We start from the raw sequence: 14,987 nt of genomic DNA, 5'->3' as shown, positions 1-14,987 counted from the left end.
CAAAATAATTTAGGAAGTGCTTACAGTGACAGAATCAAGTTCGATAGAGGAGAGAATATCGAACGGGCGATCGAATGTTATCAAGCTGCTTTACAAGTTTACACCCGCGATGCTTTGCCCCAATATTGGGCGACGACTCAAAATAATTTAGGAAATGCTTACAGTGACAGAATCAAGTTCGTTCGAGGAGAGAATATCGAACGGGCGATCGAATGTTATCAAGCTGCTTTACAAGTTCGGACTCGCGATGCTTTGCCCCAAGATTGGGCAATGACTCAAAATAATTTGGGAATTATTTACAGTGATCAAATATGGGTAAACAGAGGTGATAATTTAGAAAGGGCGATCGAATGTTATCAAGCTGCTTTACAAGTTTACACAAAATAATTTAGGAAGTGCTTACAGTGACAGAATCAAGTTCGATAGAGGAGAGAATATCGAACGGGCGATCGAATGTTATCAAGCTGCTTTACAAGTTCGGACTCCTACCACCTTACCTCTTGACTGTCTGCAAACAGGGCGAAACTTAGGCGATTTAGCATTAGCAGTAAACTTGTGGGAAACCGCCATATTCGGCTACGAAAAAGCCATCGAAGCAGTCGAACAAAGCCGCGAGTGGATAGCCTCCGAAAACCGCAAACGAGAAATTATCGAAGAAAACCTCAACATCTACGAAAAAATGATGCAATCCTGCATCAATCACCAACAATATCACAAAGCAGTTCAAACAATCGAACGCAGCAAATCCCGCTACCTAGTCGAACTCTTCACCAACAGCGAAATCTATCCCAAAACAGCCACCCAAACCGAAAAACAGCAACTCCAAAACCTGCGCCGCCAAATCGCCTCCCTCCAACAATCCCCTCAACAACAACAAGATAATTTGGCAACAGCATTACAGCAACTAGAACAATACCTAGAAATCTTCAAACAGCGAGAACCAGAATTCAAACTAACTCAAAAAATCCAACCCATAGACATCCCCGAATTCCAACAAACCTTAGACACCGAAACCGCAATTATAGAATGGTACATCGGCGGGGGCGGGCACGCACCATCCACCGCCCCTACGGGGGGATTTGCATTCATCATCACCCACAACAACATAGAATTAGTCACATATACCACAACCGAAATAGCCGAATTAGAAACCTGGAAAAACAACTATCTCAACGAATACCGCGACAAAGCCAAACAAAAAATCTGGCAACAAACCTTATCCGCCAAACTGCAAAAACTCTCCGAAATCTTGCTGCTAGATGAGATAGTCGCCACAATTCCCAATCATTGCCGTCAACTAATATTAGTACCTCACCGCTACCTGCACTTATTCCCCCTCCACGCCCTACCATTCACATCACAAACCCGGTTCACTCAACAAACCGAATTTTGCGGAAACCTCCTAGACTGCTTCCCCAGCGGCGTGAAATACGCCCCCAGTTTGCAACTATTAGAACTCGTACAAAACCGCATCAAAACCCGCACATCTCCCGCCCCCGAACTTCAGCCATTATTTGCGATTCAGAATCCCACCGAAGATTTATCGAACGCCGATATGGAAGTACAAATCATCAAACAAAGATTCGACACCCATGATATCTTAATCAAACAACAAGCTACCAAAATCGCTTTCAACGAAAACCTCAAAAACCTCTCCAATGCTAGCTATATCCACTTTTCATGTCACGGAGTCTTTAACTTTGACTATCCGCTGCTGTCCCTTCTCGCCCTAGCCGATTCCATCGAGGAAAATAACGAGACAGATGCAGAAAGCCGCTATGTGACAATGCGAAGCGGGCGAAAAGCCATCCCCGAAAAATGCCTAACCTTGCGAGAAATATTTGCCGATTTAGAGTTAAGTAAGTGCAATCTCGTGACACTCTCCGCCTGCGAAACTGGGTTAACCAGTTCAACAGAAATGACTGATGAGTACATTGGTTTACCCAGCGGCTTCTTGTATGCTGGGAGTATGAATGTTGTGAGCACATTGTGGTCAGTCGATGATTTTGCGACGGCGATTTTAATGATAAAATTTTATCAGGAATTGCTACCGAAAGTTTCAGTCGCAGTCGCTTTGAACGCCGCCCAAAACTGGATGCGCGCCGTCACCAAGGAGGATTTTGGAGTTTGGGTGAAATCCTTAAATTTAGATAAAAAATCTGGGCAAAGTGTGGAACTGTGGTTAGTATCATCGCTAGAGGAACGGCCTTTTAGTCATCCCAAGTATTGGGCGGCATTCTGTGCTACTGGATATTAGGAAACAGGTTTTTCGATATCTGCGATGGGTGGGGGCGGGTTTATGAATTTGGGGATGGGATGATACAAATGTCGGCGAACCCGCCCCTACAAATTTGGGTATTCTTGATGTATGATTGTCTTACCCAATTCCGTAGGGGCGGGTTCACCAACCATCTTTGATTCCGACCAGAAAATCACAAAAACCCGCCCCCACCCAACCAACCCTGACATTTTATTAACGGAGAATTGTTTTATGGAACCCGAAAAAGTTATCATTGTCTTCTTCAAATGGTTGCGCGAAAATCCGAGCATTTTCATGCCCACAGCATGGCAAGATTTACCGAAACTAGATACAGAAATAGCAGAATCAGCCGATGATGAATTATTTCCCATTGCTATGACTATCAGCAAGTGGTGTGCCCATCATGGATTGGGAGATACATTAAGAGATTGTACGCGGAAAGAAATCGAGGATGCCGGTGAACCCACTGCAACCACACAGCAAATGTTAACCAATACTACTCAAACTCTGCGTCAAGACATTGAAGAAACTTATAAAAAACTTCAACAACTAGATGCACAGAAATTAGATAAAGACAATGACTCAAAATAGTAAAATCTATGCCCCCAATGTCTATCTATTTGCCTATCACCTCTGCAAACCCTCAGAAACAGAGTCGAGTTCTCCTGTAGAATTAACCAAACTGTGGGAAAAGTGCAACGAGATATTGCAAACTAAATTAGCAGTCGGTAAAGCATTCAACGGCAGCTATTTACCCAAAAAAGATGAACCTCTCGGATGGCGAGTTGAACTAATTAACAAACAAGTTGTCGGCGGTCGAAATTCTCTCGCTTTTGCTAAGGATATTTCCTTTGACAACCAGCAAATTAGCCTCAAAGGTTTCGCCCAACCGCTGCGGATTGATGACAGCTATGCTTTGGGTTTGCAAATTCGCGTCCCCGAAAAAGTTAACAATATAAAAACGCCCGCTGTCGATGTTACCATCTTCAAAGAATTTAATCCCGATAACTGCTTGCTGCCCGATTTTGTGCAAAGCTATTTCGGTCAAACTTTGCTGCTTACAGCTTGGCTGAGTGTCGAACAAAACCAGGCCGCGCGGGAAGATTCGCAGTTTCTAAAAGGTTTAGCCCAACAGTGTCTAGAAAAGTTTATTTGCGGTGACAAGCAGCCGAATTTTTACCGTCAAGGCGAGTTATTCGGTAGCCCAATTTTAGAATACGGCGATCCCAATCGCCAGGATACTGAGTACCACATTATAGTCTGGTTTTTCAGCAGTTCTGCAACTGAGGAAATCTGGGATGAGACGCGGTACAGCGATTTTGTCGAGTTATTTTTGTACCGCAATAAGATTCTCCGCGCCTATCGCGATACCCGGAAACTTTACCGGGTGATTAGCGAGGAATACAAACAAATTGAGCTCAATATCGACGCGACTTTTAATTATTTGCGGCAAGACGAAGCCCAGCAGCGGCAATTGAAAGGTGCAGGCTTAAAGGAAGAGGAATTAGAACGCCTGGAACGTCAGACAATCGAGATGCCGCCGCGCGCTGTCAAGTATGCCCGGTTGCTGATGGACTTGGAATTTCGGCAAAATACGATCGCAATTAACGCCAAAAACTACCAAGATAAATTATATCAAATAAGTCTTGACTTAAAATCCCGGAAGAAATACAATGAAAGTGACTGTGATTTAAGCTTTCTCGAATTATTCAGCAAAGAAACCTCGCCGCAGTTTCAAGCACAAATCAAAGGTGACTTAGGCTACTTCAGCCACGGCACCGGCTTGCTAGACAAAGCAATGGAAGCAATTCGAGGAGTTGTCGCCATTGAAGAAGCTTATCGCGATGCAAAATTAGAAGTCACGATTCAAGCTGTCGGCTTTGGTTTGGGAGTCGCCGGAATAGTCTCTGGTAGTTCTCCTTATTTAATTAAACAAGATCAGCCGAATCAGGTAATTGCTTTGCCTTTCCTGAAGGTGGGAATTAATTCTTTTGTGTTGGTATTGTTGATTAGTATCGGCGCGGGAGTTGTGGTTTGGGGTTTGGTGATGTTGGGCGCAAATTTCAAGAATATTCGGGCTAAATTTAAATAAACCCGGCGGTTGAAACCGCGTCTACACAGACGAAACCCGCCTCCGCGGGTTGAAGATTTTACCTCTTCGTCCACGGAGGTGGACATCGTTTGTGTAGCCGCGATTTCCAATCGCCGTGAATTCTAATCGCCTTTAAAGTAATTTAATATTGAGGAACAGACGAATCTACTTCTTGACTCCAAGCAGTAATCCCGCCCTTAACATTAATTCCCTCAATTCCGGCTTCCTTCAAGATGCCCAAGGCCTTCGCAGAACGGCCGCCCATTTTGCAATGTGCAATCAAGCGATGTCCGTTCAACAATTCTTTGACCTTCGCAACACCTGCGCCGTGTTCGATATCCGGTAATGGAACCAAAACTGACCCAGGAATTTGAGCAATTTGATATTCGTTAGGATTGCGAACATCCAACAATACAAAATCCTTGGCGCCGCTGTCGATTAATTTTTTAAGTTCGGTGACAGTCATCTCAGGAATTTTCTGTTGTTCTGCTTCCTCGGCTTTAGCTTGAGGAATGCCGCAGAATTGTTCGTAATCGATTAACTTGTCAATTACCGGACGTATTGGATTCGGTCGCAATTTCAACTGACGGAATGTCATATCTAAGGCGTTGTACAGCAACAATCTGCCGCTCAAAGTTGTACCTTGACCTAAGATGATTTTGATAGCTTCCGTGGCTTGAATGCAGCCAATTACCCCAGGTAAAACTCCTAGAACGCCGCCTTCGGCACAGGAAGGAACCATCCCAGGAGGCGGGGGTTCTGGGTACAAATCGCGGTAATTCGGGCCGCCTTCGTAGTTGAAAACTGTTGCTTGTCCTTCAAATCGGAAGATGGAACCGTAGACGTTGGGCTTGTTCAAAAGCACGGAAACGTCGTTCATTAAATAGCGAGTCGGAAAGTTGTCCGTACCATCGATAATGATATCGTAGGGAGTGGCAATGGCGATCGCATTTTCGGAACTAACGCGAGTCTCGTACAAATCAACTTGACAAAAAGGATTGATTTCTAAAATCCGATTTTTCGCCGAATCAATCTTCGGCTTCCCAACCCAAGAAGTGCCGTGAATTACTTGGCGCTGCAAATTGGAATGGTCTACAACATCAAAGTCTACAATCCCAATGCGGCCAACACCTGCGGCTGCTAAATACAGCAGCAGCGGCGAACCGAGTCCTCCCGTACCGACGCAGAGCACGCTGGCTGCTTTGAGACGCTTCTGCCCTTCCAATCCAACTTCTGGCAGGATGAGGTGGCGAGAGTAGCGTTCGTATTCTTGTTTGTTGAGCTGGATCTCGTCCAGATTAGGATTTAGCATGATATTCTGTTATACGCCGATTTTGAATTACATCCTATCTGAATCTTTCGCATTTTTACGTGTTTGTTATGTTTAGTAATTATTTCTTAATCTGAGTCGGTTCGATCGCGATAATTTCCTCTGCTTGAAAGTTGCCCTCTGCGTCAAGACTCCAACTGCGGAGGTCTTCTGAACTGCCTTGTCGCACGGATACGATGATGTAAGAGTATTTGGCCCATGCCATTTTGCGATCGCACTCCGAGGGCGCTGCCGGACAATCCGGGTGAGAATGATATATGCCGATAATATCAAGAGTGCGATCGCGCCCGTGTTTCATCGCCCGCAACATATCTTCAGGCTTAATAGCATATCTGCGTCTTTCTGTCAATCCTGTTTGTTCGGGCCAATTCTCCTGGGCTTGGGCACTCCAAGCATTGTCAGCCGGCCAAACTTCTACTAAAGTTTTAATATCGTCAGTGATTGTACCTAACAATAAACCGCAGCATTCTTCTGGATAAGCGCTTTCGCCGTGGCTGCGGATTGATAATATTTGTTCGGGGGAAAGTGCGATATTTTGCATTTTCTTGTAGGCTTTTTTAAACGAACCGCGAAGACGCTAAGGACGCGAAGGAAGAGAGGAGAAGGGAAGGGAATTTTTTATATATAACTAATGTTAAATATGCCCGGTTTCTTTTCATAAATCTTGAGTTTATTAACGAATAATTTAGGAAGAAACCGGGTTGATAGCCCGTGCGTAAGTCTTTGGCTATTTAGCCCTAAATTGCTATTAAGTTGGAGTTTGTTGCAATTCTGGCCGTTCGTCTGGGACGATCGCATTTTCGACTGGACACACCTGCAAACAAATGCCGCAGTCTATGCAGGTATCGAAATCAATCCAAAACCAATCAGTACCTTTGACATTTTTGCCAGGGCCGGGATGAATGCAAGCAACTGGACAAGCGCCGACGCAATCAGCAACTCCTTCGCAGATATTTGTAACGATAGTGTGCGCCATGTTTCTATTTTAGATTTTAGATTTTAGATTTGGGATTTTGGATTAGACATTATATCATGTCTTTCTAACTAGAGCAGTACAATTGGTTCGTAGTGAGGACTTTAGTCCTCTAGTTTTTTGCGGACTGAAGTCCTCACGATCAAACTGGTTTGTAGTGAGGACTTTAGTCCTCTGGTTTTTTGCGGACTGAAGTCCTCACTACGAACCTGGTTAGAATTTGATTCTTTTGGTTTTTTGCGGACTGAAGTCCTCACTACGAACCGTTTTTATTGCTGGTAATTTGTTGGACACGATTTTAGGAATTACGTTTCAAACAAATCCTAGTTTACCTTTTCAATTGTTGGGACGCCTTCGGCATTTACCCAAGCAATTTGAGCGATTCTGCGATCGCGCGCGTAGTCTCTAGCAGCCTCCTCTGTCTCCCGACTCTCCAAATCTATCTCCACCCGCACTAGGGGAGTAGACTCTCGGAGTTGGCGGGCATAATCAAAGGCCGCCGCCGCCGCTTCCGGTGTTTGAGGCACTACCAACCATTCGCTAGCTGCTGTTTCTGTGGGCAATTGACCCTCTGTCAACAAAACTTGGTGCAAATCTTCAATATTCAGACAAAACCCGATGCCGGGGGAATTTTGCCCTTGCGGGTCGAACAGTCCTAGCAGTTGGTCGTACCGTCCGCCTTGTCCTAATACTCGCTGTCCGCTTTTGCTGCTGCTGACAACTTCAAACACTATTCCAGTGTAATAGTCAAAGGTTTGAATTAAACTCAAATCGAGGTGGATGTGAGATTTCAGATTGGGGATTTTTGCTTGACATTTTTCCAGCAGTTCGATCGCACTTTTGAGTTCATTTAACGCTGCTTGCTGCGGCACATCTAAATCCAGCTTCGCCACAATCTCCAATACATCTTCTGGCTTGCCGCGCAAGTCAAACAACAGCAGAGCTCTTTCTCGCAATTCGTCCGACAGCGGCAAAGTTTCCAAAGCTATGCGATCGAGATTGGCGATCGCGCCGCGCACTTTTTGGCGCACGTTTGGCCCAAACGGTTCTAGCAAAGTTGCAGTTAAGCCCGCTTCTCCCAGCACCAAATGCCAGTCATCAATTTCTAAGTTTTGCAAGCACTCAGACAGCAGCAGCAGCACTTCCGCATCCGCAACGCTCCCGCCCGCGCCCAGCAGTTCTACCCCCGCTTGATAGAACTCCTGTTGCCCGCCTGAACCCGTATCCGGGCCTTTGCGGAAGACATTGGCGTTGTAGTAGAGGCGCTGGGGCTGCCAATTTGTCCCGGACATCCGCATTGCAGCCGCGCGGGCGATGGATGCTGTCAATTCTGGCCGCAAGCCGAGTTCTCCATCTTCAGCGTCTTGGAGTTGAATTAAGGTCGATCGGTCGATCGCGCCCCCAGCCATCAACGTCTCCAGCCTCTCTAGAGTAGAAGTAATAATCCGGTGATAGCCCCAGCGGTGAAACACCTGCTGCAAGCGCCGTTCGATCGCAATTTTTTGAGCAACGTCAAGGGGCAATAAATCTCTTGCACCCGATGGGGGTTGGTGAACCATATCAATTTTAGATTTTAGACCTTAGATTCTATACCAATTTCACAAAAGAATGCCACTTCAGGCAAGTTCCCAACTCTCACCAGTCAATTATTCCCCATTCTTTAATTGAAAATCGTATTTGATTGGACTTAGAAGCTTGCCTTTAAGACACCTTGTTAAAGTCGAACGCCGCCACCCTAACATTCGACTTTAACAAATTAAAGTATCAACAATACGCTTGGGATCGGAAGACCGGGCGCTTGAAACCGCCGTATTATCTTTTCAACGATGATTCAAAACAGACAACTGAACAACTGACAACTGACAACTGACAACTTATCATTTTTTCTTCCCGCCAAACAAACTTGCAAAAAATCCCGGTTTCCCCTCACTTTTTTTATCCTTTGCGGAAGCTTGTTCCAGCTTTTTCTTAACCTCCAAAGCCGTCGGTTCTTCAGGATTTGATGCCAAAGCTTTTTGCACCTCAAGTTTTGCCATTGTGGCTTGATTTTGTTGAAAGTAACACATTGCTAACAAACCGTGAGCTTTGCTGTGTTTCGGTTCGCGCTTCAGGGCTTCTTTCAACTCCAAAGTTGCTTTGGCATAATTTTTGCTGTCCATGAATCCTTGGGCTCGGATGCAAGATTGATCGGCCAGCGAGTCTTTGAATGCTGGGACTCTGGGTGGCGGTGCGGCGGCAGGAGTTGCAGTCGCAGGAGTTGCGGCGGGAGTTGCTGCTGCTGGGGTTGCTGTTGCAGTTTGGTTTGTGGCTTTTGGGGGTGAACCGGCAGAAACCACACCGCCAAGGCGCTCTTTTCGCAGCAGGTAAACCATGTTCAGTTCGCTAATTTGATCGATCGCATCTTGGGTTTCTTGAACCGACTCGTACTGCTTGAGAGCGAGTTTGCCAACTGCTGTTTTATAAGCTTCTTCCAAATCTTTAGCGGTAGCTAACTCTTTGGCTGCTGCGCTTTCGACTTGCATTTTTGCTTGTTCTTTAGCAACGCGCTTGGCGATAGCTGCTAATAGCAGGTTGTATTCTTTGCGATCGCTTTCCTTAGAGAATTTGTTGTAGGCGGGATTGACCACTTTTGACAAAAATTGGTTGGCCCACTCTTTATCCGCTTGGTCTTCAAAAGAGCAAGTATCCGAATGCAAGCGGCGGGCGATTTTCATGTAGCGCTTGCGGATGTCGTTAAACTCTGCGTCTAGGGGAATTCCCAAAATTGCGTGCTGATCTGTAAAGTCGTACTTGAACAGCCCTTTTGTCATTTCAAAAGACATAACTTTTACTCTCGCTTTCCTGACTTTTGACTATTCTTTAATGTAGCTTGACTTCAGGGGTTGTGACCCCCGTACTATCCCTGAGTCCTTGCTGTCGAAGCGCTACCTCCAGGAAGATAAGGGCGGAACTGAAAGCAATGCACCGCTGAGTTCGGCGTGTATTTTGCCGTTTGTCGCCAAAACCCGACCCGAGCTCATCTCAAAGGCACCGCCGTCATAGGCTGTAACTTCACCTCCGGCTTCAGAAACGATGAGTACACCGGCTGCTACATCCCAAGGGGAGAGTCCCCGTTCCCAGTATCCGTCCAATCGCCCGCAGGCTGTATGTGCGAGGTCTAGGGCTGCGGAACCGCTGCGCCGCACGCCTTGGGTGAGGTGGGTGAGGTGACAGAATTCGGCATAGTTATTGTCTGCTGTTTCGCGCCGATCGTATGCAAAGCCAGTCACTAGCAAGCTGGTTCTCAATTCTAAACTTTGCGAAACTGCGATCGGCTTACGGTTGCAAGTTGCGCCCAATCCTTTACCAGCTCGAAACAATTCGTTATGTAAAGGGTCGTAAATTACGCCAATTTGTGGTATGCCGTCGATTAAAAGTCCGATCGACACAGCGTAAAAAGGATATTGGTGAGCGTAATTAGTTGTACCGTCCAAAGGGTCGATCGCCCACAGGTATTTGCTAGTTGCATCCCCTAATTTGCCCGATTCTTCAGCGAGGATGGCGTGTTCGGGTACGAAGCGACCCAGAATTTCTAAGATGACGGCTTCAGAGGCTTTGTCGGCTTCTGTGACTAAATCGCCCGATCGGCCTTTTTCTTGAACATTTTCTAATTTGCCGCAGAAAGATTGCAGTACGGAACCAGCGGCGAGGGCTGCTTCGGTGGCTATTTCTAAGTAGTTTTGGAGTTGATTGTCTATCATTGGGAAGTAAGAACGAAGAAGGAAGAAGAAGAAGTAAGAAGGAAGAAGTAAGAAGTAAGAACGAACCGCGAAAGGAAGAGGGGAGGCATCTCAGTTTTGTATTTATAGTGCGAGCGTCCCCGCTCGCGTATTTACAATACGCGAGCGGGGACGCTCGCACTCAAAGAAAAAATGCTTTTTACAAAAAGTGAGATGCTGCCGGAAGAGGGAACAATAATCCCGAATGACAACTGCCAACTGCCAACTGTCAACTGTCAACTGCCAACTGTCAACTGCCAACTGCCAACTGTCAACTGACTATTTCTGATTTTGTTGTCGGAATTCTGCGGGAGTTTGGCGCAAAGCTCGTTCTGGATTCCACAGGCCTTTACCCATGACTCTCGCCCATTCTTGAGCGTTGGCGAGTCGCTGTTGATATTTGGTATTGCGCGATCGCACCGAGGCCAAAACATAACCTTCTTTGACTAGCAGTTCGTTGAGCAAAATTTTATCTTGCCACAAATAGGCTAATTTGCGATCGAACTGGTCTTTCTGTTCGATGTCCGATTCTAGCAATACCTCTTTCCCCCCAATTAGCTGTTCTAATCTTTGTTTCGCTGCTTCTCCCCAAGGCTGCTGTTTTAAATCGGGTGCATCAATCCCAATCAGCCTGATTTGCTCTAATAAGGCAATTTTGTCGGCTGTACTGATAACTTCGATTGTTTGGCCGCTGATAGCCCTTTCTACTTTGGCGATCGTACCTTGGGGCATTTCTGGTTTTTCGCAGCTAGCTAACAACACGCAAAGGGCGATCGCAAATAACCGATAAAGCAGCATTGGGAATAGGGAATGGGGAATGGGGCATTGGGAATTGGGAATTGGGAATGGGGAATTGGGAATTGGGAAGCTATTTTGCATTTAAATTGTGTATCAAAAATCAATTAAACTCTTTTGTGGGGTGGGCTTCTAGCCCGCCCCCAACAAGCAATTCAAAGGCGCAACAGCTTACCAAATTTGCTCTCATTCTTCATCCAACGGCAAACCGACTTTCACTTTACCCTTACCGAAATAGCGGCCGAATTGCAATTCGTACACTTCATCTTCGTCTTGCGTCTCTACCTCAATATTGGAACGCGGATAGCAGACGCACAGCAGCGCATAACCCTCTTTTTGCAGTTCCACAGAAAGTCCCATTGCTTCAGGCTGGTGCAGTTGTCCCGACTTGACGCGCACCGCACAGGCTGTACAAGCGCCGTTACGGCACGAAAACGGCAATTCCACGCCTTGATTTTCAGCACTTTGCAGGATGTACCTGTCTTCGGGTACTCGCACAGTGTGGCGATCGCCCGTTTGTCTGTTATGAATTTTAATTGTGTAGGAGCGAGTCATCAAAATTATGGGTAGAAACCCCGTCCTAAAAGGACGGCTTTGCGTTTTTGAATTTACTATCGCCTTGGGATTGGTTGACTTGGTGTACTTTTGTATTGCACTTTGGGCGGGACAATTACCGCTTCAAATTTTCCAATCCTGTACGCATAGTAATTCGCTCAATTGAGCCTCCCTTTCGGGGTAATGTTAGCTTCGCCAATGTTTTTAGAGCTTGTTCGGCTAGTGGCACTGTTTCAGTGACCTTAAAACTGTTTAACCACTAGCGACAGAGCAAGAGACTAGCTTCGCATCTCGAGGTGTCGTGGCTCAAAAAACGTAGTCAGTTAAGACTTAGGCTGGTCAGAACGGCTTGTTTGATTTCTCTTCCAAGCCTCATGCCGTCGCGGCTGAGGTTCCTAACAGGGATTTTAGATTTTAGATTTTAGATTGGACTTGGGGGACAAAATCCTTGATATGAATGCGTTTGAGACATAGGATAGGATAATTTTACTCGCCCGTTTGACACCCTACCCACATTAAACAACAAATTTATGCCGTTACCCCTTCCCAAATCAGATTTGTTCTGCTAAGATAGTTTAGCTGTGGCTGAATGAATTCATTTAGCCCTGGAGAGGTGGCCGAGCGGTTGAAGGCGCACGCCTGGAAAGTGTGTTTAGGGCAACTTAACGAGGGTTCGAATCCCTCCCTCTCCGTTACACAAGCTGTTCAGGCAAAAAAAACAGCTTGCAAAAAATCTCTTGTATGAGATAAATATTTCAATTCGATCGCCCCTGAGTTTTTTTGATAAAAGCCTGGGGCGATTGCTTTTATATTTCTGAGTGTAAATCAGAATCTATTTGAGTATTTTAGGTGCAAGCTACAAGCCCTCCCCGCCAGCAAGTTAAGTATTTGTGGAACGGGCTTCTAGCCCGTTGCTAACTAAAATCAAGTATTTGTGGAACGGGCTTCTAGCCCGTTGCTAACTAAAATAAAATAGCTGTGGAACGGGCTTCTAGCCCGTTGCTATAGCCCTTCTCAGATAGATGAGGTATGACTGACAGCTTATATAACCACTAAACGTATTGGGCCCAAGCCCAACTACATACCTCATCTTTTTGAGAAAGGCTATAACTAAAATAAAATAGCTGTGGAACGGGCTTCTAGCCCGGTGCTAAAATTAGTGCAAAATATCAGTGCGATCGAACTTAGCACCGCTGAGATTTGCCCCTGTAAACGAAGTACCCTCAGCATTTGCAATCTCTCGAACAATAGCAGAGAAAGAGACAAAGGAAAACCAAAAATACAGCAGCGGCAGCAAGGCGAAACACGTACCCAAAAACAGTTTCTGAGTGCTCAGAAAAGCGCTAGCCGTTGCAGAAAACAAAAAAGCTCCTCCGTAAGTTGCAACACTTCGGGCAGCTACGATCGCAATTTTAGCAAATTGATGCCGCATCCGGGAACTCACAAAAAACATTAACACACCGCCGATCGCCATTCCAGCAAGAGCAGCCTGAGAATTATTCTTAGTTGCAGTCCCAGCATAGAAAAATCCCAACAAAGCCCCTGATAGAATAGCAGAAATTGTTCCCGCCAATCTACCCACTTTTGACGTTGGTGGCTGTGTGCGGGCGATCGCCCCAGCGATACCAGCAGCGCCCAAAACCCCGTACAGCAACAGCACAAAAGGCCAACTGCGAGAACCCGGTACCTGTCCTTGGGTTCCCAAAATCAGTCTAGTCAGAACATCGCCCACAATCACACAAATCGCGATCGCCCCAGCACTCAAAACAGCAAACTGTCGCCCCGAAAGCCCGATTTTGGCACCAATAAAATTCGCCCCTTCCAACTGAGCATTTCTGAAATTGCAGCCACGAACATCCGCACCCCCGAAATCAGCACCGTTAAGAACTTGTCCCCGGAACGATCGATTACACAAAACTTGATTGCTAAAATTATTGACATCCGAATAATTCATACTTCCCTACTCTTCCCTCTCTTAGGAATGAGAATTAAATAACTTACAATTGGATGGTTCGTGGGATGGGCGTCCCGTCCCGGAAAGACGGGCGGGACGCCCATCCCACTTTCAAGAGTGTAAATTATTTAATTTGCGATCCTTATCTTCCTTCGCATCCTTTGCGTCTTCGCGGTTCGTTAAAAAATCTCCGTCACAAAATGAAACTAACCAATCCGCTCAAAATCAAACAAATCTCTCATATTATCGGTTTCGGAATCTTGCTCGCACCAATACTAATCTATAACATTCCCTACTTTTCGCGTCCAGCACAAACAAACGAAGTGCGATCGCTATTTCAAGGAATCGCCTACCGACGGGAATTTCGCTCAAATCCGCGTCCCGCCATCATTCACACTGTTAGCATCGACCTCAAAGCGCCAGGAATTGGAATTTTTGTCACACCCGGAACCGCCACACCCGATTTAACCGAAACCAACGCCCGCATCGCTACTGAATTCCTCAAAGAATTTAAATTGCAATTAGCAGTCAACGCCAATTTCTTTTATCCCTGCGTTGAGGAAGCACCTTGGAATTATTATCCCCGCAGTGGCGATCGAGTAAATAACGTCGGACACGCCATTTCCAAAGGCCAAGCTTACTCTCAACCAGAATCACACTTTCCCGCCCTTTGTTTTGACACCAACAACCGCGCCCAAATAATCGAAAACGGCACTTGTCCTCAGGGAACAGCCTATGGAGTTGCGGGAGATACTGTACTGGTGAAAAATGGCAAAGCCCTAGCACAAAGCCCGGAAAAAAGCAAGGATGATAAACCTTATCCGCGAACAGTTGTGGCGATCGATAAAACAGGCGAAAAATTGTGGTTCATTCTCGCAGACGGCAAGCAGAGGATGTACAGTGAAGGGCTGAAGTTGAGCGAAATAACAGAGATTTCGATGCAGTTAGGAGCCGATACAGTCCTAAATTTGGATGGCGGCGGATCGGTAACTTTGGCAGTAGCATCGCCCTCAGGAGCAAAACTGTTGAATGCTCCGATTCAGAACAAAATTCCCATGCAGCAGCGTCCAATTTCCAATCATTTAGGGTTTTACGCGCGGGAAAATTAGGGTTGCAAACAGCCGCGCAGGAACTTGGTAGCATCAACAGATGTTGGTTCGGATGAGTGAAATTGTTACAAATCTTCATCGGCGAGATAACGGCCTGCATCGTCAGCAGCCTGAATGAGTTAGATTTCGGCGCGAGAGTGCGAATTTTCCCAGGCTGCTAA

15 protein-coding genes and 1 tRNA gene are annotated in these 14,987 nt (G+C 46.1%); 7 read left to right on the top strand and 9 right to left on the bottom strand.

What is annotated here, in order from left to right; genetic code table 11:
* From JGK36_RS27070 to JGK36_RS27055, 4 genes are all read left to right on the top strand, one after another.
* Positions 1-387 (top strand): tetratricopeptide repeat protein (locus tag JGK36_RS27070; RefSeq protein WP_293201203.1); only part of this gene is annotated, 387 nt, incomplete at its 5' end.
* Positions 388-553: 166 nt separating this feature from the next.
* Positions 554-2,257: a CHAT domain-containing protein gene (locus JGK36_RS27065; protein ID WP_293201201.1), complete on the top strand. Its 1,704-nt coding sequence runs from the start codon at positions 554-556 to the stop codon at positions 2,255-2,257.
* Positions 2,258-2,491: 234 nt separating this feature from the next.
* Positions 2,492-2,851, top strand: coding sequence for a hypothetical protein (locus JGK36_RS27060; RefSeq protein ID WP_293185894.1), 360 nt, complete (start codon positions 2,492-2,494; stop codon positions 2,849-2,851).
* Positions 2,838-4,352, top strand: a complete 1,515-nt coding sequence (locus tag JGK36_RS27055; RefSeq protein WP_293198636.1) for a hypothetical protein — start codon at positions 2,838-2,840, stop codon at positions 4,350-4,352. Before JGK36_RS27060 ends, JGK36_RS27055 begins: the two co-directional genes overlap by 14 nt.
* Positions 4,353-4,494: 142 nt before the next feature.
* On the opposite strand, the gene moeB is transcribed toward JGK36_RS27055, so the two are convergent.
* The 6 genes from moeB to JGK36_RS27025 form a co-directional block, all read right to left on the bottom strand.
* Positions 4,495-5,664, bottom strand: coding sequence for a molybdopterin-synthase adenylyltransferase MoeB (gene moeB, locus JGK36_RS27050; RefSeq protein WP_293191584.1), 1,170 nt, complete (start codon positions 5,662-5,664; stop codon positions 4,495-4,497).
* Between the two features lie 79 nt (positions 5,665-5,743).
* The gene (locus JGK36_RS27045) at positions 5,744-6,223 is read right to left on the bottom strand and encodes a M67 family metallopeptidase (protein WP_293198634.1); all 480 of its coding nucleotides are present in this window, start codon (positions 6,221-6,223) and stop codon (positions 5,744-5,746) included.
* Positions 6,224-6,430: 207 nt separating this feature from the next.
* Entirely contained in the window at positions 6,431-6,658 is a 228-nt protein-coding gene (locus JGK36_RS27040; RefSeq protein ID WP_293155824.1) for a ferredoxin family protein, read from the bottom strand.
* A gap of 320 nt (positions 6,659-6,978) precedes the next feature.
* Complete coding sequence (locus JGK36_RS27035; protein WP_293198632.1) at positions 6,979-8,214, bottom strand: ATP phosphoribosyltransferase regulatory subunit; 1,236 nt, start codon at positions 8,212-8,214, stop codon at positions 6,979-6,981.
* A gap of 318 nt (positions 8,215-8,532) precedes the next feature.
* A complete protein-coding gene (locus JGK36_RS27030; RefSeq protein ID WP_293198631.1) occupies positions 8,533-9,477 on the bottom strand; it encodes a tetratricopeptide repeat protein in 945 nt (314 codons plus the stop codon).
* Between the two features lie 102 nt (positions 9,478-9,579).
* Positions 9,580-10,395 carry an inositol monophosphatase family protein gene (locus tag JGK36_RS27025; RefSeq protein ID WP_293185887.1) on the bottom strand — a complete coding sequence of 272 codons (816 nt, stop codon included), beginning with the start codon at positions 10,393-10,395 and terminating at the stop codon, positions 9,580-9,582.
* Positions 10,396-10,566: 171 nt separating this feature from the next.
* Between JGK36_RS27025 and JGK36_RS27020 the strand changes: the two genes are divergently transcribed.
* Positions 10,567-10,692, top strand: coding sequence for a hypothetical protein (locus JGK36_RS27020; RefSeq protein ID WP_293185885.1), 126 nt, complete (start codon positions 10,567-10,569; stop codon positions 10,690-10,692).
* On the opposite strand, the gene JGK36_RS27015 is transcribed toward JGK36_RS27020, so the two are convergent.
* On the bottom strand, positions 10,693-11,292 hold the full coding sequence (locus JGK36_RS27015) for a thermonuclease family protein (protein ID WP_363319172.1): 600 nt from the start codon (positions 11,290-11,292) through the stop codon (positions 10,693-10,695).
* A 102-nt stretch (positions 11,293-11,394) separates the two neighbouring features.
* Positions 11,395-11,763: a 2Fe-2S iron-sulfur cluster-binding protein gene (locus JGK36_RS27010; RefSeq protein ID WP_293155842.1), complete on the bottom strand. Its 369-nt coding sequence runs from the start codon at positions 11,761-11,763 to the stop codon at positions 11,395-11,397.
* 607 nt (positions 11,764-12,370) lie between these two features.
* On the opposite strand from JGK36_RS27010, the gene JGK36_RS27005 reads away from it, so the two are divergent.
* A tRNA-Ser gene (locus JGK36_RS27005) sits at positions 12,371-12,455 on the top strand.
* A 464-nt stretch (positions 12,456-12,919) separates the two neighbouring features.
* Here JGK36_RS27005 and JGK36_RS27000 read toward each other — a convergent pair.
* Positions 12,920-13,717: a pentapeptide repeat-containing protein gene (locus JGK36_RS27000; protein ID WP_293185884.1), complete on the bottom strand. Its 798-nt coding sequence runs from the start codon at positions 13,715-13,717 to the stop codon at positions 12,920-12,922.
* 200 nt (positions 13,718-13,917) lie between these two features.
* Between JGK36_RS27000 and JGK36_RS26995 the strand changes: the two genes are divergently transcribed.
* Positions 13,918-14,826 (top strand): phosphodiester glycosidase family protein, encoded by a 909-nt coding sequence (locus JGK36_RS26995; protein ID WP_293185883.1) that lies wholly within the window; start codon positions 13,918-13,920, stop codon positions 14,824-14,826.
* Positions 14,827-14,987 lie beyond the last annotated feature (161 nt).

Origin of the sequence: Microcoleus sp. PH2017_35_SFW_U_B (genome assembly GCF_020737865.1) — a bacterium.
In the GTDB taxonomy this organism is placed as follows: Bacteria; Cyanobacteriota; Cyanobacteriia; order Cyanobacteriales; family Microcoleaceae; genus Microcoleus.
The sequence above is the reverse complement of the archived record's forward strand: the minus strand, read 5'-3'. Positions and strand labels throughout refer to the sequence as shown.

Excerpts from the sequence above, each read along its gene's own strand:
- moeB (WP_293191584.1), bottom strand. The coding sequence starts at position 5,664 with ATGCTAAATCCTAATCTGGACGAGATCCAGCTCAACAAACAAGAATAC.
- JGK36_RS27030 (WP_293198631.1), bottom strand. The coding sequence starts at position 9,477 with ATGTCTTTTGAAATGACAAAAGGGCTGTTCAAGTACGACTTTACAGAT.
- JGK36_RS27055 (WP_293198636.1), top strand. The coding sequence starts at position 2,838 with ATGACTCAAAATAGTAAAATCTATGCCCCCAATGTCTATCTATTTGCC.
- JGK36_RS27020 (WP_293185885.1), top strand. The coding sequence starts at position 10,567 with ATGCTTTTTACAAAAAGTGAGATGCTGCCGGAAGAGGGAACAATAATC.
- JGK36_RS27000 (WP_293185884.1), bottom strand. The coding sequence starts at position 13,717 with ATGAATTATTCGGATGTCAATAATTTTAGCAATCAAGTTTTGTGTAAT.
- JGK36_RS27060 (WP_293185894.1), top strand. The coding sequence starts at position 2,492 with ATGGAACCCGAAAAAGTTATCATTGTCTTCTTCAAATGGTTGCGCGAA.
- JGK36_RS26995 (WP_293185883.1), top strand. The coding sequence starts at position 13,918 with ATGAAACTAACCAATCCGCTCAAAATCAAACAAATCTCTCATATTATC.
- JGK36_RS27025 (WP_293185887.1), bottom strand. The coding sequence starts at position 10,395 with ATGATAGACAATCAACTCCAAAACTACTTAGAAATAGCCACCGAAGCA.
- JGK36_RS27045 (WP_293198634.1), bottom strand. The coding sequence starts at position 6,223 with ATGCAAAATATCGCACTTTCCCCCGAACAAATATTATCAATCCGCAGC.
- JGK36_RS27010 (WP_293155842.1), bottom strand. The coding sequence starts at position 11,763 with ATGACTCGCTCCTACACAATTAAAATTCATAACAGACAAACGGGCGAT.
- JGK36_RS27035 (WP_293198632.1), bottom strand. The coding sequence starts at position 8,214 with ATGGTTCACCAACCCCCATCGGGTGCAAGAGATTTATTGCCCCTTGAC.
- JGK36_RS27040 (WP_293155824.1), bottom strand. The coding sequence starts at position 6,658 with ATGGCGCACACTATCGTTACAAATATCTGCGAAGGAGTTGCTGATTGC.
- JGK36_RS27015 (WP_363319172.1), bottom strand. The coding sequence starts at position 11,292 with ATGCAAAATAGCTTCCCAATTCCCAATTCCCCATTCCCAATTCCCAAT.